The 16980-nt window shown below is 37.4% G+C and carries 16 protein-coding genes; 10 read left to right on the top strand and 6 right to left on the bottom strand.

The window, feature by feature from the left end; translation table 11 throughout:
• Positions 1-5: 5 nt before the first annotated feature.
• Complete coding sequence (locus JEM65_RS02355) at positions 6-3158, bottom strand: UvrD-helicase domain-containing protein (protein WP_199596947.1); 3153 nt, start codon at positions 3156-3158, stop codon at positions 6-8.
• Between the two features lie 210 nt (positions 3159-3368).
• Here JEM65_RS02355 and JEM65_RS02350 point away from each other — a divergent pair, with 210 nt between their 5' ends.
• Positions 3369-3977 (top strand): superoxide dismutase, encoded by a 609-nt coding sequence (locus JEM65_RS02350; protein WP_199596946.1) that lies wholly within the window; start codon positions 3369-3371, stop codon positions 3975-3977.
• A gap of 553 nt (positions 3978-4530) precedes the next feature.
• Here the strand turns inward: JEM65_RS02350 and JEM65_RS02345 are convergent.
• From JEM65_RS02345 to purN, 4 genes are all read right to left on the bottom strand, one after another.
• Positions 4531-6429: an amidophosphoribosyltransferase gene (locus JEM65_RS02345; RefSeq protein ID WP_199596945.1), complete on the bottom strand. Its 1899-nt coding sequence runs from the start codon at positions 6427-6429 to the stop codon at positions 4531-4533.
• A 277-nt stretch (positions 6430-6706) separates the two neighbouring features.
• The gene (locus tag JEM65_RS02340) at positions 6707-7639 is read right to left on the bottom strand and encodes a PfkB family carbohydrate kinase (RefSeq protein WP_199596944.1); all 933 of its coding nucleotides are present in this window, start codon (positions 7637-7639) and stop codon (positions 6707-6709) included.
• Positions 7640-7726: 87 nt separating this feature from the next.
• Positions 7727-8368: a ribonuclease H1 domain-containing protein gene (locus JEM65_RS02335; RefSeq protein WP_199596943.1), complete on the bottom strand. Its 642-nt coding sequence runs from the start codon at positions 8366-8368 to the stop codon at positions 7727-7729.
• 18 nt (positions 8369-8386) lie between these two features.
• Entirely contained in the window at positions 8387-8962 is a 576-nt protein-coding gene (gene purN / locus JEM65_RS02330; RefSeq protein WP_199596942.1) for a phosphoribosylglycinamide formyltransferase, read from the bottom strand.
• A 268-nt stretch (positions 8963-9230) separates the two neighbouring features.
• On the opposite strand from purN, the gene JEM65_RS02325 reads away from it, so the two are divergent.
• From JEM65_RS02325 to JEM65_RS02300, 6 genes are all read left to right on the top strand, one after another.
• Positions 9231-9464: an acyl carrier protein gene (locus JEM65_RS02325; RefSeq protein ID WP_007647141.1), complete on the top strand. Its 234-nt coding sequence runs from the start codon at positions 9231-9233 to the stop codon at positions 9462-9464.
• 12 nt (positions 9465-9476) lie between these two features.
• On the top strand, positions 9477-10727 hold the full coding sequence (gene fabF, locus JEM65_RS02320; RefSeq protein WP_199596941.1) for a beta-ketoacyl-ACP synthase II: 1251 nt from the start codon (positions 9477-9479) through the stop codon (positions 10725-10727).
• Positions 10728-10734: 7 nt separating this feature from the next.
• Positions 10735-11481 carry a ribonuclease III gene (rnc, locus tag JEM65_RS02315; protein ID WP_199596940.1) on the top strand — a complete coding sequence of 249 codons (747 nt, stop codon included), beginning with the start codon at positions 10735-10737 and terminating at the stop codon, positions 11479-11481.
• 128 nt (positions 11482-11609) lie between these two features.
• Positions 11610-12089 (top strand): IPExxxVDY family protein, encoded by a 480-nt coding sequence (locus JEM65_RS02310; protein WP_199596939.1) that lies wholly within the window; start codon positions 11610-11612, stop codon positions 12087-12089.
• Between the two features lie 3 nt (positions 12090-12092).
• Positions 12093-13535: a pyruvate kinase gene (gene pyk, locus JEM65_RS02305; RefSeq protein WP_199596938.1), complete on the top strand. Its 1443-nt coding sequence runs from the start codon at positions 12093-12095 to the stop codon at positions 13533-13535.
• A gap of 146 nt (positions 13536-13681) precedes the next feature.
• Positions 13682-14077, top strand: a complete 396-nt coding sequence (locus JEM65_RS02300; protein WP_199596937.1) for a hypothetical protein — start codon at positions 13682-13684, stop codon at positions 14075-14077.
• 27 nt (positions 14078-14104) lie between these two features.
• On the opposite strand, the gene dinB is transcribed toward JEM65_RS02300, so the two are convergent.
• Positions 14105-15214, bottom strand: coding sequence for a DNA polymerase IV (dinB, locus tag JEM65_RS02295; protein ID WP_199596936.1), 1110 nt, complete (start codon positions 15212-15214; stop codon positions 14105-14107).
• Between the two features lie 43 nt (positions 15215-15257).
• Here dinB and JEM65_RS02290 point away from each other — a divergent pair, with 43 nt between their 5' ends.
• Genes JEM65_RS02290 through JEM65_RS02280 form a run of 3 tightly spaced genes read left to right on the top strand, consistent with a single transcriptional unit; the run spans position 15258 to position 16931 of the window.
• The gene (locus tag JEM65_RS02290) at positions 15258-15926 is read left to right on the top strand and encodes an NAD(P)H-binding protein (protein WP_199596935.1); all 669 of its coding nucleotides are present in this window, start codon (positions 15258-15260) and stop codon (positions 15924-15926) included.
• Entirely contained in the window at positions 15910-16389 is a 480-nt protein-coding gene (locus JEM65_RS02285) for a CYTH domain-containing protein (protein WP_199596934.1), read from the top strand. The genes JEM65_RS02290 and JEM65_RS02285 overlap by 17 nt, the downstream gene beginning before the upstream one ends.
• Positions 16390-16412: 23 nt before the next feature.
• Positions 16413-16931, top strand: coding sequence for a YciI family protein (locus JEM65_RS02280; protein WP_199596933.1), 519 nt, complete (start codon positions 16413-16415; stop codon positions 16929-16931).
• Positions 16932-16980 lie beyond the last annotated feature (49 nt).

Here is a 16980-nt window from a genome sequence, read left to right as displayed (position 1 = left end):
CAAAGTTAAAATTCTTTTATTTGAATGTCCTCATTTATGTAAACAAGTATTTTTTTTGCCACACTAAAACCCATTTCTTCGAGAATAGTTTGGTATTCGTTAAGTTGATTATGATGGTTTATATGGGCAGTGCCCGTTTTGTAATCAATGATAACCGCTTGACGCGCGTTGTTGACTACAATCCGGTCTGGCCTTAAAATAAGACCTCCGGAGGCTAAAATGTCTTTTTCATTATAAACCTGCAATCCTGACTTAAAATACGCTTTTAATTTGTCATGGTGAACAATGCTGAGTATTATAGGTCTTAGTTCCACACATTGTTGAGCGGTTAAATCGCCTTTATTTTGAAACGCTTCAAAAACCACATCGATATCTGTGTCTGACTCTATTTTTGACATGATCAAATGGACCAGATTTCCTTTTTCTATAGCCGCTTCTTGTTGCGTATCCCATAAGTATCCGGCATTGGTGACAATCTTTAAATCATGATCTTCTTTGGCGACAGAAATAAAATGCTCTTGAGTTGTTGAAGTTTCTATTTTTTTGGGAGACAAGATGCGCGTGGGAGAGCCAAACGTATAACTCTTTTTGGAACTATCCCAAACGCCTAAAGATTTAAGGTAACTGATGAACAATCCTGAATACCACCCAAGCTTTTCGTTTTGTGCTTTATCAACATCATATTCTGAGATAACGTAAAGTTGCTCTACGGCGCGAGTGAGCACTACATATAACAGGTTCATACTGTCCAATTCTAATTGCGTCCTATATTCAGTGTACATGTTTTCACCTAAGGGGCCCAGCTCCTGCAACTCTTTATTGAGGTTAATAAAAACGTTAGAAAATCCGTTAAAAGCTTCTGGTGCTACGGGGAACCACACTTTTGGAGACCTATCAAAATAAATGTCTTGGTTAGCATAGGGGAAAATAACAATCGGAAATTCCAAACCTTTTGATTTGTGAATGGTCATAATCTGCACCGCATTATTGCCTTGTGGAGAGGTTATGGAAAGTTTCTCTTTTTTAATGTCCCAATGGGAAGTGAAACTTGAAAATCCCGCATTGTATTTCTGTGAAAAATCTAACACTTCATCCAGAAAAAATTGAATGTATGCATTGGATGTCTTATTGAGGTGAAACTGCCTCACTAAACTCTCTACTGCCTCATAAAAGGGCAATTGTAAAAATTGATTGAAATTGAAATACAAGTCGTACTCTTGGAGTCTTTCAAACATGTCAGAAGCCTCCAAATGCACCAGACCGTTAAAAAACAAATGTTTATCATTCAGATGAAGTTGGTGGTCTGCCAAATAACTCAGCGTTTCAATTTTCAACATGTCATTATAAGGCTGTGAAGCCAAGGCGATGATGCTGGTTAAAAATTGTACTTCAGGCGAATTTTTGAGCAGTAACGATTCCGAAGAAATGATAGGCACACCTTCAATACTCAAATATTCAGCAAGCGCAATGCCTTCTTTAGCTTTTCTTGTAATGATGCAAATGTCGCGCAATTCAAATTTGTTGTCCTGCGCTTTTTTGATCGCTTGCAGAACGTTGAATCCGTAGGTTTTATCCTTTTCTTCAGGTTCAAACTCTAATAAGGACAATTCTATATAGCCTTCTCCCTTTAAAAACGGCTGCTGATGGCTGGCTTCATAAATTTGGCGATGGGAAGGGTTCGTAACCACGAAGGAAGACAAATGCTTAAATAAACTATTGTTGAAATTTACAATGGTTTCTAAACTCCTATAATTGGCGGGTAGATTTTCAACGTTCTGTGGTGTTTGAAACGGCTGCTGCTTGGCTGTATATAAATCTATAAATTGTTCTGCCTTTCCGCCGCGCCATCTATAAATGGCCTGTTTGGCGTCTCCTACCAACATTGCGGAGCCGGTTTCGCCTTTTAAGTTTTGACCAGAGATGGCATTGTCTATTAAAGGAATTAAATTTTCCCACTGTTTTACGGAGGTGTCCTGAAACTCATCAATAAAGTAATGCTTGAATTTTTCACCCATCCGCTCATAAATAAAGGGCGCTGGTTGCGACTTTATTTCATTGCTGATTAAGCTGTTGAATTCTGAAATGAGTACCAGATCTTCATCGGCCTTAATATCTTGAAGACTATTATAAATAGCATTCAAAACGGATAAGGGAGTGATGTTTTTGAGAACATTCCTCAGAAATTTAAATTGGACAATGGCTTGCTTGGTTTCTTCAAACGCTGTATTGATGCTCGGTTGAAGATTGTCAATGGCAGTCATTTTATAGGCATCCAATCGTTTTTTGGGATACAATGGATTTCCGTCGCTTAGATCCTGTTGCCACTTTAAGCCAAAACTGACCTCAAAATTGCTTTCAGATAATTTTAAAAAATGTTTGGGTAGATAGCTGCTCGAGAAATCAGTAAACTGCAACCCATTGGTTTCAAAAAGCGATAAGGTTTCTTGTGCAGTTTGGGCAATAGCAGTTTCTAATTGACCAATTTGCGCAATAAGTTGTGTTTTAAGATTTTTAAAATCATCTAGCGTTTTATCTTTTAACAATTCAATATACGGGAGGTCATTTTCATTAATCAGTAATTGTGCAATCTGATTAAAATCAAAAGCCACATCCCAGCTTTTATCATCGTCAGCCTTTTCAATCGCAAAATCGACTAATATTTTGGTGAGTTCCTTTTCCGTTCCCGCTTTGTCAATAAGTTGATCTACCGCTTTGGCGAGAATTGTTTTGGTGTCTAACTCTACTTCAAAATTTAGCGGCAATTTTAAGTCATGCGCAAATGTCCTGATCAGTCTATGGTTAAACTTATCAATGGTAGAAATGTCGAAGGCCGCATAGTTATGGGCAATAGTATTTAAAATAATCTTGGCCTTTTCATGCAGTTCTTTGGAATCCATTTGGAGTTCTTCAGAAAGTATAGTGAACATTGGCGTAGGCTTCTCCAAAATGGATGGATTTGCAAAAGCAATAAGCATGTCTACCACACGAGCCTTCATCTCAGCAACCGCTTTGTTGGTAAAAGTTAGGGCCAATATGTTTTTAAACGCATTCTTTTGACTGGAGGTCAATAAGATTTTTAAATACACTTTTACAAGTGTAAAGGTTTTGCCACTTCCTGCCGAAGCATTATATATTGAAAACGGATGTTGGATGTCCATGTTTTGGATTTTGAGACAAGATAAAAACTAAAGCTGATTTATTTGGATAATTTTAAAGAATTCCATGGGTATGGACTAACTATACCTTACTGGTTGCCAACGTTAAACTTTTCTTAACTCTTAGATACGAAGCGGTTAATATTTTTAAATGCACAGTATTATGTGTAAATTTGGGTAGAATAAATATTAACACTTAAAAACATATACATTATGGCTTTCGAATTACCGAAATTAAAATATGCTTATGATGCTTTAGAGCCTCATATTGATGCAAAAACAATGGAAATACATCATACTAAACATCATCAAGGTTATACAGATAAACTGAACAGCGCTATTGAAGGAACTGATATGGCTGGAAAAACTATCGAAAATATTTTGATCAACTTAGATATGGATAATAAAGCCGTTAGAAATAATGGTGGTGGCTTCTATAACCACTCTCTTTTTTGGGAAGTGATGAATCCAGAAGGTAAAGGACAGTTGTCTGGAGACCTAAAAGCTGCAATTGAGTCTGAGTTTAAATCCGTTGATGCGTTTAAGGATGAATTCAGTAAAGCAGCTGCAACCCAGTTTGGTTCTGGTTGGGCTTGGTTGTGCGTACATAAAGGTGGAAAAGTTGAAATATGCTCCACACCTAATCAAGATAATCCATTAATGCCTGGTGCTGGGTGTGGAGGAACGCCAATTTTAGGATTGGATGTTTGGGAACATGCTTATTATTTAAAATATCAAAACAAAAGACCAGATTATATTAATGCATTTTTTAATGTGATTAACTGGAACGAAGTTGAAAGACGTTACGCAGAAGCGAAATAAGTTTCAATTATATCTTATAGAAGAGCAAACTCAAAGGGGTTTGCTTTTTTTTTTGGTTTAGATGGAATGTAATTGGGGTTCTAAATTAGAGATACCTGCGTTCGCAGGTATTCATGAAAAAAGGTGGACGAGTGTCCACCTTTTTTGCCCCAAATCTACCATAAACTTAACCTACTTATGTTATGGTGAAACAAATATAGGTAGACTAAAAGAGAATTCTTACATATATTAGATCAACGGCGAATAAATTAGGCTGAATGAAGTTTTAGGTTACAATTATATTATTAATTATACTATGATATTTATCAGTATTTTTTGAAAATATTATGTGGAACTTCATCAAACTAAATTTAAAAAGTAGGAGCATAAAAAAAGGTAAACCTAAGTTTACCTTTTTTTGCCCCAAATCTACCATGAACTTAACCTACTTATGTTATGGTATTGCTAATGTATATTGAATTTTAATAACTCTAATATTTTTTAGATTAACTGCGGAATTATCCGATTAAAAGAATATATTTCGGGCAATCCGCATAATCATCTCGTTTTCAAACTAGTAGGCACGGGCATTATTTCCTTCATAGAAATTGATAAATGCTTTATTGACTACACGATTTCCTCCCGGTGTTGGATAGTTTCCTGTGAAATACCAATCTCCAAGATTTTTTGGACAAGCCAGATGTAAATTTTCGATGGTTTGAAAAATGGCCTTCACCTCAGTTTTAACAGATGTATCGCAAATAAGCACTGCAATTTTATCTGAAATTTGTTCCGCAGTAAATTGACTGTAGAGTTCTTTAACAAAATTCCGAACCTCTTTATCTTCCAAATGCACCTGTGCAATACATTTAGTATACACTTCTTTTATAAGATGATATTTGTTGTTTTCTTTTAGTAGCTCAAGCATGGCTCTGAAAGCAATAAGATCTTCCAGTCTTGCCATGTCAATACCATAGCAATCCGGATAACGAATTTGTGGAGCAGAGGAGACCACCACTATTTTTTTAGGGTGTAGTCTGTCCATCATCTTAATAATACTCTTTTTAAGTGTGGTACCGCGTACAATACTATCATCAATAATCACCAAATTGTCTGTAGGTTTAATGACGCCGTAGGTCACGTCATACACATGTGCTACTAAATCATCCCGACTGCTGTCTTCCGTAATAAAAGTTCTAAGCTTAACATCTTTAATGGCAATTTTTTCTATCCGAGGTCTCTCTGATAAAATTTGTGTCACCTTATCTGCAGAGAGTCCACCGTTGCCTTCAAGAATGGCTTTTGTTTTCTTTTTGTTGAGGTGGTCCTCAAGCGTTTCAATCATTCCAAAAAATGAAGTTTCTGCGGTATTTGGAATATAGGAGAAGACACTGTTTTTAGTATCATAATCAATGGCCTCCAATACTTTTGGCATCAATAATTTCCCTAACTTTTTACGCTCCTGATAAATTTCGGCATCACTTCCTCTTGAAAAATATATGCGTTCAAATGAACATGCTTTACGTTCTAGCGGTTCTAATATTTTTTTAATGGCCGTTTCTCCTGATTTCTTGGTAATTATTGCATGCCCTGGCGGAAGCTCTTGTACTGCATCAAATTCTACATTAAAAACAGTTTGAATTACTGGACGCTCAGAAGCCACTACTACAATCTCGTCATCTTGATAATAGTATGCAGGTCTTATGCCAGAAGGATCTCGTAATACAAAAGAATCGCCATGGCCTAACAATCCCGCCATGGCATACCCGCCATCCCAATCTTTTGCGGAGCGTTTCAATATTTTTGCAACATTGAGACGGTCAGCAATCAATGGCGAACATTCATTTTTATTATACCCTTCATTCTTCAGTTGCTTATATTTTTTAGCAACGGCATCATCTAAAAAATGACCTATTTTTTCCATGATGGTCACTGTGTCTGCCTTTTCCTTAGGATGTTGTCCTATTTTTACCAATCCTTCAAATAACTCATTAACATTGGTCATGTTGAAATTACCTGCCAGAATTAGATTTCTATGCATCCAATTGTTTTGCCTTAAAAATGGATGTACACTCTCCACGCTGTTTTTTCCGTAAGTGCCGTAACGTACGTGGCCTAAAAGCAGTTCTCCAATATATGGGATATTCTTTTTCTGCAATTCGACATCATCCGCATATTCTGGGTGTTCTGTCAATTCTTTATTGATGCGCTCGTTAATTTGCGCAAAAATATCCTGAATAGGTTGTTGTGCAATGGAGCGCACGCGACTGATGTACCGTTCTCCAGGAGCAGTGTCGAGTTTGATACTTGCAAAACCAGCGCCATCCTGCCCGCGATTGTGCTGCTTTTCCATCATCAAATACATTTTATTGACCCCGTAAAAGGCACTACCGTATTTCTCTTTGTAGTAATCTAAAGGTTTTAAAAGTCTGATGAGTGCAATTCCGCACTCATGTTTTAACGCATCACTCATTGGGTTGTTTTAATTTTAGATGTCTTTAATAGTAAATTTTGTCGTAATAGAGTTGAGAGTATTACAAACAACGGGTATTTAAAAACGCGCTCCATTTGGAGCGCGTCAGTTTATTGCAATTCAATTGTATATCCTTGAGATAATTGTTGTTTATAGATCATGTCAAATAAATGTACTGTCATGGTTTTTAAACGTTTTTGGCAAGAACAATGTGATATGAATTTTTAATTTGTGATTTAAACATCATAGTAAATTGTCTTGTGTTATTGATTAGTGATTAATTGTTCTCTAAGACGATTTCAAATTGGGTCAATTGCTTGAATTGATCCAATCGTCGGTAAATTTCTTTGTCTTGAAGTGTTTGCATGCGTTCTGTTCCAAATTTCTCCACACAAAAAGACGCTAAAGTAGAACCGTAAATGACCGCATTTTTCATATTTTCAAAAGAATAGTCTTCTGTTTTTGCCAAAAATCCAGCAAATCCACCAGCAAAGGTATCTCCGGCGCCAGTTGGATCAAATACTTCCTCTAAGGGAAGGGCAGGGGCGAAAAACACATTCTCATCGTGGAATAACAGTGCGCCATGTTCTCCTTTTTTGATCACGACGTATTGTGGACCCATTTTTTGGATTTTACGGGCCGCCACCACAAGAGAATACTCGCCCGTCAATTGGCGAGCCTCTTCGTCGTTAATAGTAATGACATCTACTTTTTTAATGACAGCTTTTAACGCTTCAAGAGCGCAATCCATCCAAAAATTCATAGTGTCCAAAATCACCAGTTTTGGCTTCTTTTTCATTTGCTCCAAAACACTCATTTGTACTAAGGGGTGCAAATTACCTAACATCACCACGTTGGCATCTTTGAAAGCTTCTGGAACTGCAGGATTGAAATCAGCAAGAACATTTAATTCTGTTGCCAAGGTATCACGCGTGTTCATATCATTGTGGTATTTGCCACTCCAAAAAAAGGTTTTGCCTTCTTTGATGATTTCAACACCTGAGATGTCTATATCCCTATCTGATAATAAATCTAAATACTCTTGAGGAAAATCTCCACCAACAACCGACACAACGGCTGCATTAACGTTAAATTGGGACGCTGCCAAACCTATAAAGGTTGCGGCGCCGCCTAGTATTTTATCAGTTTTCCCAAAAGGAGTTTCAATAGCGTCAAAAGCAACGGTACCTACAATTACTAATTTGCTCATAGTGAGGTTTAAAATTTGCTGCAAATATAAGGTTTTTTAGCTACGAATTGGGCACAGTTTTCTGATAAAATAATCCTAAAGAATTGATTATTTCCTCCCAAAATCCGCAGGAATCTCACCCCAGGCTTTGGTTTCCCATTTAACCACAGTAGTGGTGTAAGTGTTAGTTTTAAGCCAATTTACTGCTCTATCTACCAACACAAAAAGCGCTTCGTTTTTAGAGTTTCGGGGTAATTTGGTATTACAGATTTTCTTTCTGACCCAACTCATGGCGGTTCTAGAGTCAGTGTAAATAATGCGTTGGCTCCCATTTTTTTTAAGCAAAGCCAAACCGTGTACGATGGCCAAAAATTCGCCAATATTATTAGTGCCTTCAGGGAATGGTCCTTGAATAAATAATTGTTTTTTGGTTTTGGTGTCCACACCTCTGTACTCCATAATGCCAGGATTGCCGCTAGAAGCCGCATCTACAGAAATAGAATTGAAATTAGGCTGACCAATTTTTTGCAGTTCAGTTTCTGAGAGTCCGCTCTTGAAACTTTTGGACTTACCAATATAATCTTTATAGTTGCCGTTCAATGCTTTTTTTGCCGCTTCAAAGGTTTCAAAAGATTTATATTGAGCACCTTGGTAATCTTTGATTTGGGCTTTGCAGTCGTTCCATTTCTCAAAGATTCCAGTTTTATGGCCTTTCCAGACGGTATAATATTTTTTCTTTTTTTTTGACACGAATTTCACGAATTTACACTAAAGCTTTTCGGATAAAAGCAATTTTTCAACCACTTTTGGAAAATGTTGCATTTCCAAATCATGTATTTTAGCCGCTACCGTTTCTGCAGTATCTGTTAGACTGACCTCACATTTTTCTTGAAAAATAATAGCACCTTCGTCATAATGTTCATTCACATAATGAATGGTGATGCCTGTTTCAGTTTCTTTCTTGGCAATTACAGCCTCGTGCACAAAACCGCCATACATGCCTTTGCCCCCAAACTTTGGAAGCAATGCCGGATGAATGTTGATGACCTTATTTGGAAACTCATGAAGTATAAACTCTGGAAACTTCCATAGAAACCCTGCCAACACGATTAAATCGGGTTGTGATGCCTTTAAAATATTCAAGACGTCATGGGTTTGGGTAAAAGCAACTCTGTTAAACGACAGTGCGCTAACTTTTAAGGACTTACAACGGTCTAAAACTTTGGCATGAGGATTGTTAGTCAATACCTGAATGACAGAACCCGTTTTTCTGTTATGAAAAAAATTGATTAAATTTTCAGCATTAGTACCACTTCCGGACGCAAAAATTACAATACGTTTCATCTGCTACGATCTCTATTTATATTATTGTCAGATGCTATTCGCTATCAAATTAAAAAATGTTCAGCAAAATTCCGTAATCTCATTTCATTTACAGATATTCGCTTCAATATTCGAAACAAAAAAAAGAATAAATATTAACAATTGGGAGCTAAAATAGAAATACTTCAATGTATATTTACTAAATTACAAACACATTGTAGAAATAAAAATGGGTTTTAAAGTAAAGTTTTTTATTTTTGCCAATTAATAAAACTTAAAATTAAAGATTATGTCAGACATTGCATCAAGAGTAAAAGCGATTATAGTAGACAAATTAGGTGTAGACGAGAACGAAGTTGTCACTGAAGCGAGCTTCACAAATGATTTAGGAGCAGATTCTTTGGATACTGTAGAATTGATCATGGAGTTCGAAAAAGAATTCGATATTCAAATCCCAGATGACCAAGCAGAAAACATTGCGACAGTTGGTCAAGCTATCTCTTACATAGAAGCAGCGAAATAAGTAACAGACTTTATGGAATTAAGGCGAGTTGTAGTTACGGGTTTAGGTGCGCTTACACCAATCGGGAATACCAAAGATGAATATTGGGAAGCCTTGATTAGTGGCAAAAGCGGTGCCGGGCCAATAACTTATTTTGATGCTGAAAAGTTCAAGACTAAATTCGCATGCGAATTAAAAAACTTTGAACCAACCAAATTTATTGATAGGAAGCTCGTCAACAGGATGGACAGGTTTACGCAATATGCTATGGTGGCTTCTGATGAAGCTATTTTGGATGCGAAACTTGATTTGAGTGTTGTTGATAAACTTCGTGTCGGTGTTATTTGGGGTGCTGGTATTGGAGGGTTGGAGACTTTTCAGGACGAAGTTCTAAATTTTGCCGCTGGTGATGGAACTCCGCGTTTCAACCCTTTCTTTATTCCAAAAATGATTGCTGATATAGCTCCAGGAAACATTTCCATAAAACATGGATTTATGGGTCCTAACTATACCACGGTTTCGGCCTGTGCATCCTCTGCCAATGCAATGATTGATGCTCTAAATTATATTCGTTTGGGGTATTGTGATGTTATTGTTACCGGTGGAAGTGAAGCGGCGGTTACCAAAGCAGGAATGGGTGGCTTTAATGCCATGCATGCCTTATCGACCAGAAATGAAAGTCCAGAAACAGCTTCGAGACCGTTTGACGCCACCAGAGATGGTTTTGTCTTGGGTGAAGGTGCTGGGGCCATTATCTTGGAAGATTATGAGCACGCAAAGGCTAGAGGCGCAAAGATCTATGCGGAAGTACTAGGAGGCGGATTGTCTTCAGATGCGTACCACATGACTGCACCACATCCGGAAGGAATAGGAGTTATTGCCGTAATGAAAAATTGTTTGGACAATGCTGGATTGAAGCCTGAAGATGTTGATCATATCAACACACATGGTACATCCACACCTTTAGGTGATGTTGCTGAGCTAAAAGCTATTACGGAAGTTTTTGGAGAACATGCCAAGAAAATTAATATCAATTCAACAAAATCCATGACGGGGCATTTGTTGGGTGCTGCCGGTGCCATTGAATCTATTGCTGCTATTTTGGCAATGGAACACGGTATTGTGCCTCCAACAATTAACCACACGGTAGTTGATGAAAATATTGATCCGCAATTAAACTTAACACTTAACAAAGCTCAAAAGAGAGATGTTAGAGTGGCTATGAGTAATACCTTTGGATTTGGCGGTCATAACGCCTGCGTATTATTTAAAAAATTAGACTAAATCCCGAATGAACTACATTCGTAACATATTAAATTCCCGTTCTAAAAATGACGGGAATTTTTTTTTGCAAATCCAAAAGATTGTAGGGTATAAACCAAAAAATAAAACACTTTACGTTAAAGCGTTTACGCATCGTTCCATGAATGTGAAGGATGAAAAGGGAATAGCACTCAATTATGAACGTCTTGAATTTGTTGGTGATGCTATGCTAGGGGCCGTTATTGCTTCTTATTTGTATAGTGAAGTGCCTGATGGTGATGAGGGCTATTTAACAAAAATGCGCTCAAAAGTTGTCAGTAGAGAGCACCTCAATGAATTGGGCAAAGAATTGAAGCTCATTGACTTTGTGGAATCGAAAATTCCAAAGAATAATTTTGGCAGTAACATTCACGGCAATTTATTTGAAGCATTGGTGGGCGCTATATTTTTAGATAAAGGCTATAAACAATGTGAAAAATTCATCTACAAAAATGTCATTGATAAGCACATTGATATTGAGACCCTGGAAGGGAAGGTGATCAGTTATAAAAGTTTATTGATTGAATGGTGTCAAAAGGAAAAGAAAACCTTCGACTATAATGTTTATGAAGATACTGGAAATGACAATATGAAGCATTTTTCCGTTAAACTCTCCATCGATGGGAAAATAGTGGCAAAAGGCAGGGCCACTTCCAAAAAGAAAGCTGAAGAGAAAGCTTCCAAACGAGCTTTTTTCGCCTTTCAAAATAGAATTAATCAGTCATTTAAGGAATAGTTTACGGACTTTTGATAAAAGTTACTAACTATAACGATTTCGTGCAGTAGAACCAGTTAAGAATTACTAAAACTTCACAATGCCGTGGAGATAAAAGTACTATCTTTACAGTTCATGTTGTTATTACTATGGCGTTACACAAACTACTTGTAGATGATTTCTATGACGCTTCCTACTCGCTTTTAGCCGTACATTGTAGGTTGGAAGATTACAGACTAGCCTATCTTCTCAATAAATATTTGAATCTGAATTTAACACGTCAGCCTCAAGATTTAGACTATAAGTATTTTGCCGCAACCTATCCAATTTATGAATGGTTTGATGAAAAGCTATTTACAACCTGGCACATGGTAGCAAACGTTTGCAAAAAGGAAGAAGACAGTTTACAAAGCTCGGGTTCCTTATTTTCAACCAGTGAGAAAGTCTTAAAAACCTATCATTTTTTACCAGAACTTAAAAATGTGGATTTTTTAATTAAGATCACCAATGAAGACCGGTACCTAGATGAAAAGGATATCTTAGAAAAAATACAAGCTATACCGCAAGTCATAACAACTTATACCATAGACATAGACCAACTAAAGTCTAAAGACAACTTAATTTTTTGATTAATGCAGAAACGTAAAAAAACTAAAATAGTAGCCACTTTAGGGCCAGCAACAAGTACTAAAGCCGTATTAAAAGCAATGCTTGATGAAGGGGTAGATGTGTTTAGAATCAACTTTTCACATGCTGATTATGCTGATGTGGAAGAACGCATCCAAATGATCCGTGAACTTAATGATGAATTTGGGTATAATGCAGCCATCCTAGGTGATTTGCAAGGTCCGAAATTACGCGTTGGGGTCATGAAGGGTGAAGTTGTGGTAAATGCAGGAGATGAAATCATCTTTGCAACTGGAAAGAAATTTGAGGGCACAAAAGAACGTGTCTACATGACCTATGATCGATTTCCACAGGATGCCAAACCAGGGGAGCGCATCTTACTTGATGATGGAAAGTTAATTTTTGAAGTGGTATCTACAGATAAAAAATCAGAAGTTAAAGCCCGCGTTATTCAAGGCGGACCTTTAAAATCCAAAAAAGGCGTCAACCTGCCAAACACCAATATCTCACAGCCCGCATTGACAGAAAAGGACATTGAAGATGCCATTTTTGCCATTAAGATGAAAGTGGATTGGATGGCCTTATCTTTTGTACGTCACGCAGAAGACTTAATGCAACTGAAAGAATTGATTGAAGAACATAGCGATCATAAAATTCCAATCATAGCAAAAATTGAAAAGCCCGAAGCTGTTGAAAATATTGATAAAATTGTGGCCTACTGTGACGGATTGATGGTGGCACGTGGCGATTTGGGTGTGGAAATTCCTGCAGAGGAAGTTCCATTAATTCAAAAGCAATTGGTATTACGCGCTAAGCGCGCAAGAATTCCTGTAATTATCGCTACGCAAATGATGGAAACCATGATTTCTAGTTTGACACCAACACGAGCGGAAGTGAATGACGTTGCCAACTCCGTAATGGATGGTGCTGATGCGGTAATGCTTTCTGGAGAAACTTCAGTTGGGCAATACCCTGTGCAAGTAATCAGACAAATGAGTAATATCATTAAAAGTGTGGAAGATTCTCCGTTGATTAAGGTGCCACAATCGCCCCCACATATTCGTACAAAACGTTATATTACCAAATCAATTTGTTACCATGCGGCCAATATGGCCAATGAAATCAATGCCAAAGCTATCTCTACCTTAACCAATAGTGGGTATACGGCATTTCAAATTTCAGCATGGAGACCAAGTTCTCATATTTTAGTATTCACGTCTAACAAACGTATTTTAACCCAACTCAATCTATTATGGGGTGTAAAAGCGTTTTTCTACGATAAATTTGTCAGTACTGATGAAACTATTGAAGATGTAAATGCAATTGCCTGTCAGAAAGGATATCTTGAGGCGGGAGACATGCTCGTTAGTTTGGCCGCGATGCCAATCCAAGAAAAAGGAATGGTCAATACCTTAAGAGTTACAGAAATTACGAGTTGTAGTTTTTAAACAGCAATAAGAATTTGATATTACAATATAAAACCTCAAAGTCACTAAGACTTTGGGGTTTATCGTTTTAAAAGGAGATTTGATATGATATGATCTGAGCGCAACCATTGAACAGTAATCGCATCTATTAGTTAAACCGTCTCCTTATGATTCAAAAGTTTCTGATTCCGTTTCTCATTCTATGCTGTTTGGGTTGCGGCAAAAATGACCTTTCTACCCAAAGTTCAATTACTTTAAAAGTAAACGATTGTGTGACTGCGTTAGAAAACGAGGTCCGTATTTGCCTAGACTCTGTTTTTAATGATTCCAGATGTGCCAAAGGGCTACAATGCGTTTGGGAAGGCGATGCTACGGCGGCTTTTACCTTAAATAAAAATAAAGTGAGCAAAAGCTTTAGTTTGCATACTAATAATGGGTTTCAAAATGATACGGTTATAGATGGTCTATCAATCAGGCTGCTTAACATTACACCATATCCAATTGCCGATGGTACAATCGAGGCTTCTGAATATAAGGCTGAGATAAGTGTGAGTGCATATTAGAGTAGCATATTTGAAATAGAAAAGACACTAAAACCCAAACTTCAGCTGTACACTGACACTTTTTTCTTTAAGTTCAGTTGCTTTAGAAGTACTGTCCTCAGTATTCAAATTGGACAATGAAATTCCCAGTAATCTTACTGAATTGCTCATCTTTTCCTGATATAATAAATCTTTGGCGGTGTCAAGAATGATGTCTTTATTACTTATAAAATAGGGTAAGGTTTTACTTCTGGTTTGCAGGGTGAAATCGCTATATTTTATTTTTAGTGTGATGGTTTTACCGGCCACTTTACTTTGCTCCAAACGTTTGGCTACTTCGGTGGCAATGGTATCCAACCGTTGGAGCATAAAAATTTCACTGGATAAGTTTTCGTTGAAGGTGCGCTCAGCAGCCAACGATTTTCGGATGCGGTTGGGTTTAACTTCGCTATTGTGAATCCCTCTTACAAGATTGTAATAGTAACTTCCAGATTTTCCAAAATGATCTTCGAGATAGTCTAAAGTTTTGGACTTTAAATCGCGTCCCGTAAAAATTCCCAATTGGTACATTTTATCTGCCGTGACTTTGCCTACACCGTGGAATTTCCGAATGTCCAAAACCTCCAGAAATTCTAAAACGTCTTCCGGATTAACCGTTTTTTGTCCGTTAGGTTTGTTGTAGTCGCTGGCAATCTTAGCTACAAATTTATTGACCGATATCCCTGCAGAAGCGGTGATACCAACTTCTTCTAAAATCCGTACCCTAATTTCTTGAGCAATCAAAGAGGCACTGGGATTCCCGGTTTTATTCACCGTCACATCCAAATACGCTTCATCCAAAGAAAGCGGTTCCACCAAATCTGTATACTCGTAGAAAATGGCTCTGACTTGTTTGGAGATGTCTTTATAACGGTCAAACCGTGGTTTTACAAAGATCAATTCCGGACAGTTGCGTTTGGCTTGCACACCACTCATAGCACTACGCACCCCAAATTTCCGCGCTTCATAACTCGCCGCTGCCACAACTCCGCGTTTCTCGCTCCCACCAACAGCCAAGGCTTTCCCTTTAAGTTCAGGATGGTCCATTTGCTCTACAGAAGCGTAAAATGCGTCCATATCTACATGAATGATCTTTCTTATTGGTAAATCGTTTGGCATGCCGTAAATTTATAACATCTAAGCGGAACAGAAATTATAAAAGATGGCAAAAACAGCGATTGTTTTGGGTGCAACAGGACTCACAGGAAACATGTTATTAAAAATGCTCCTGGATGATGAACGGTATGGTCACGTGACGGTTTTTGGAAGGAATAGTGTTGAACTAAAACATCCTAAATTAGAGGAATATATCATTGACCTTTTTCAACTCGAACACTATGCCAATAAATTTAAGTCTGATGAAGTGTATTGCTGTATTGGGACCACCAAAGCCAAAACATCTGATAAGGATACCTACGTCAAAATAGACTACGGCATTCCTGTAGCTGCGGCAAAATTATGTAAGGAGAATGGCATTGATACCTTTGTGGTCATCTCTGCTCTGGGTGCCAAAAAGAACAGTAAGGTGTTTTATAACAGGACCAAAGGCCTCATGGAAGCAGCGGTTTTAGATTTACAAATCCCCAAAACTTATATTCTTCAACCCTCTTTAATTACCGGAGAGCGGGAGGAATTTAGGTTAGGCGAACATATATTTAAAATTATAATGAATTTTATCAAGCCCATATTCCGCTTTGGAGATTTAAAGCGTTACCAGCCTATTGCTCCAGAAACCATTGCAAGATGTATGGTGTGGTTAGCGAATAATGACCATGATGCCGTACGTATAAAATCAAAGAAAATTCAGGAACTAGGTGAGCAAATTAATTGAAATAGAACGTAAATTTTTAGTCCTTTCTGATCAATTTAAGTCGGAGGCATTTAAGAAGACACGGATAGTACAAGCGTTTTTAAATTCTGATAAAAGCCGAACGGTGCGCGTCAGATTAAAAGGCGATCAAGGGTTTTTGACCATCAAAGGAGAAACTTCAGACGACGGCGTGTCGCGTTTTGAATGGGAAAAGGAAATTTCAAAATCTGATGCTGAAGCGCTTTTACAGTTATGCGAAGAAGGTATGATTGACAAAATTAGATATGAAGTTCAATCTGGAGAACATGTGTTTGAAGTGGATGAGTTTTTTGGGGTTAATGAAGGACTTGTAGTGGCTGAAGTAGAGCTCAATGAAGTGGCTGAAAACTTTCATAAACCAAATTGGCTGGGAGAAGAAGTGACGGGACAGTTAAAATATTTCAATTCTCAATTGGTAAAGCATCCATTTAAAAATTGGGATTAATATAAATCGATAAAAAGAAGCGTATGAAAACAATAGTTTATATACTAGGGGTATTGTTTGTGTTAACATCTTGTAGCGAAAAATACCGAAAAATAGATAAAGATGATGTGACCATCAGCTCAGAACGTTTAGATTCTGTAGTTTCAGAACCCAAAACTAAAACACAGCTCAGAAAAGATTTGCTCGATAAAGGCTTTGAGATTTTTGATGTGATCGATGAGAAAACCAAGGACACGATTATTATGCAGCAATATTTTATTGCTTTTTTGAAGAGTGGCTCAACTAAAATACAAAATGAAGAAGAATATAAACGGTTGCAAAAATTGCATCTAGAACATTTGAAAAAGATGTACGATATGGGCTATGCTGATATTTCTGGTCCGTTTGGGGATGTGGGTGAAATCATGGGGATAACGATCTATAACGTTCCAACGATAAAACTAGCAGATAGTTTGGCCAATGCGGACCCCTTGGTAAAAGCGGGAAGTCTAGAAATTGAAATCCACCCTTGGTGGGCGCCTAAAGGTTATGCTTTAAGGTAAGTTCATAAAAAAACCACTGTGTTGTACGGTGGTTTTTAAGTTATATATA

The sequence above is a fragment of the Gelidibacter salicanalis genome (assembly GCF_016469035.1).
GTDB classification, from domain to species: Bacteria; Bacteroidota; Bacteroidia; order Flavobacteriales; family Flavobacteriaceae; genus Gelidibacter; species Gelidibacter salicanalis_A.
The sequence above is the reverse complement of the archived record's forward strand: the minus strand, read 5'-3'. Positions and strand labels throughout refer to the sequence as shown.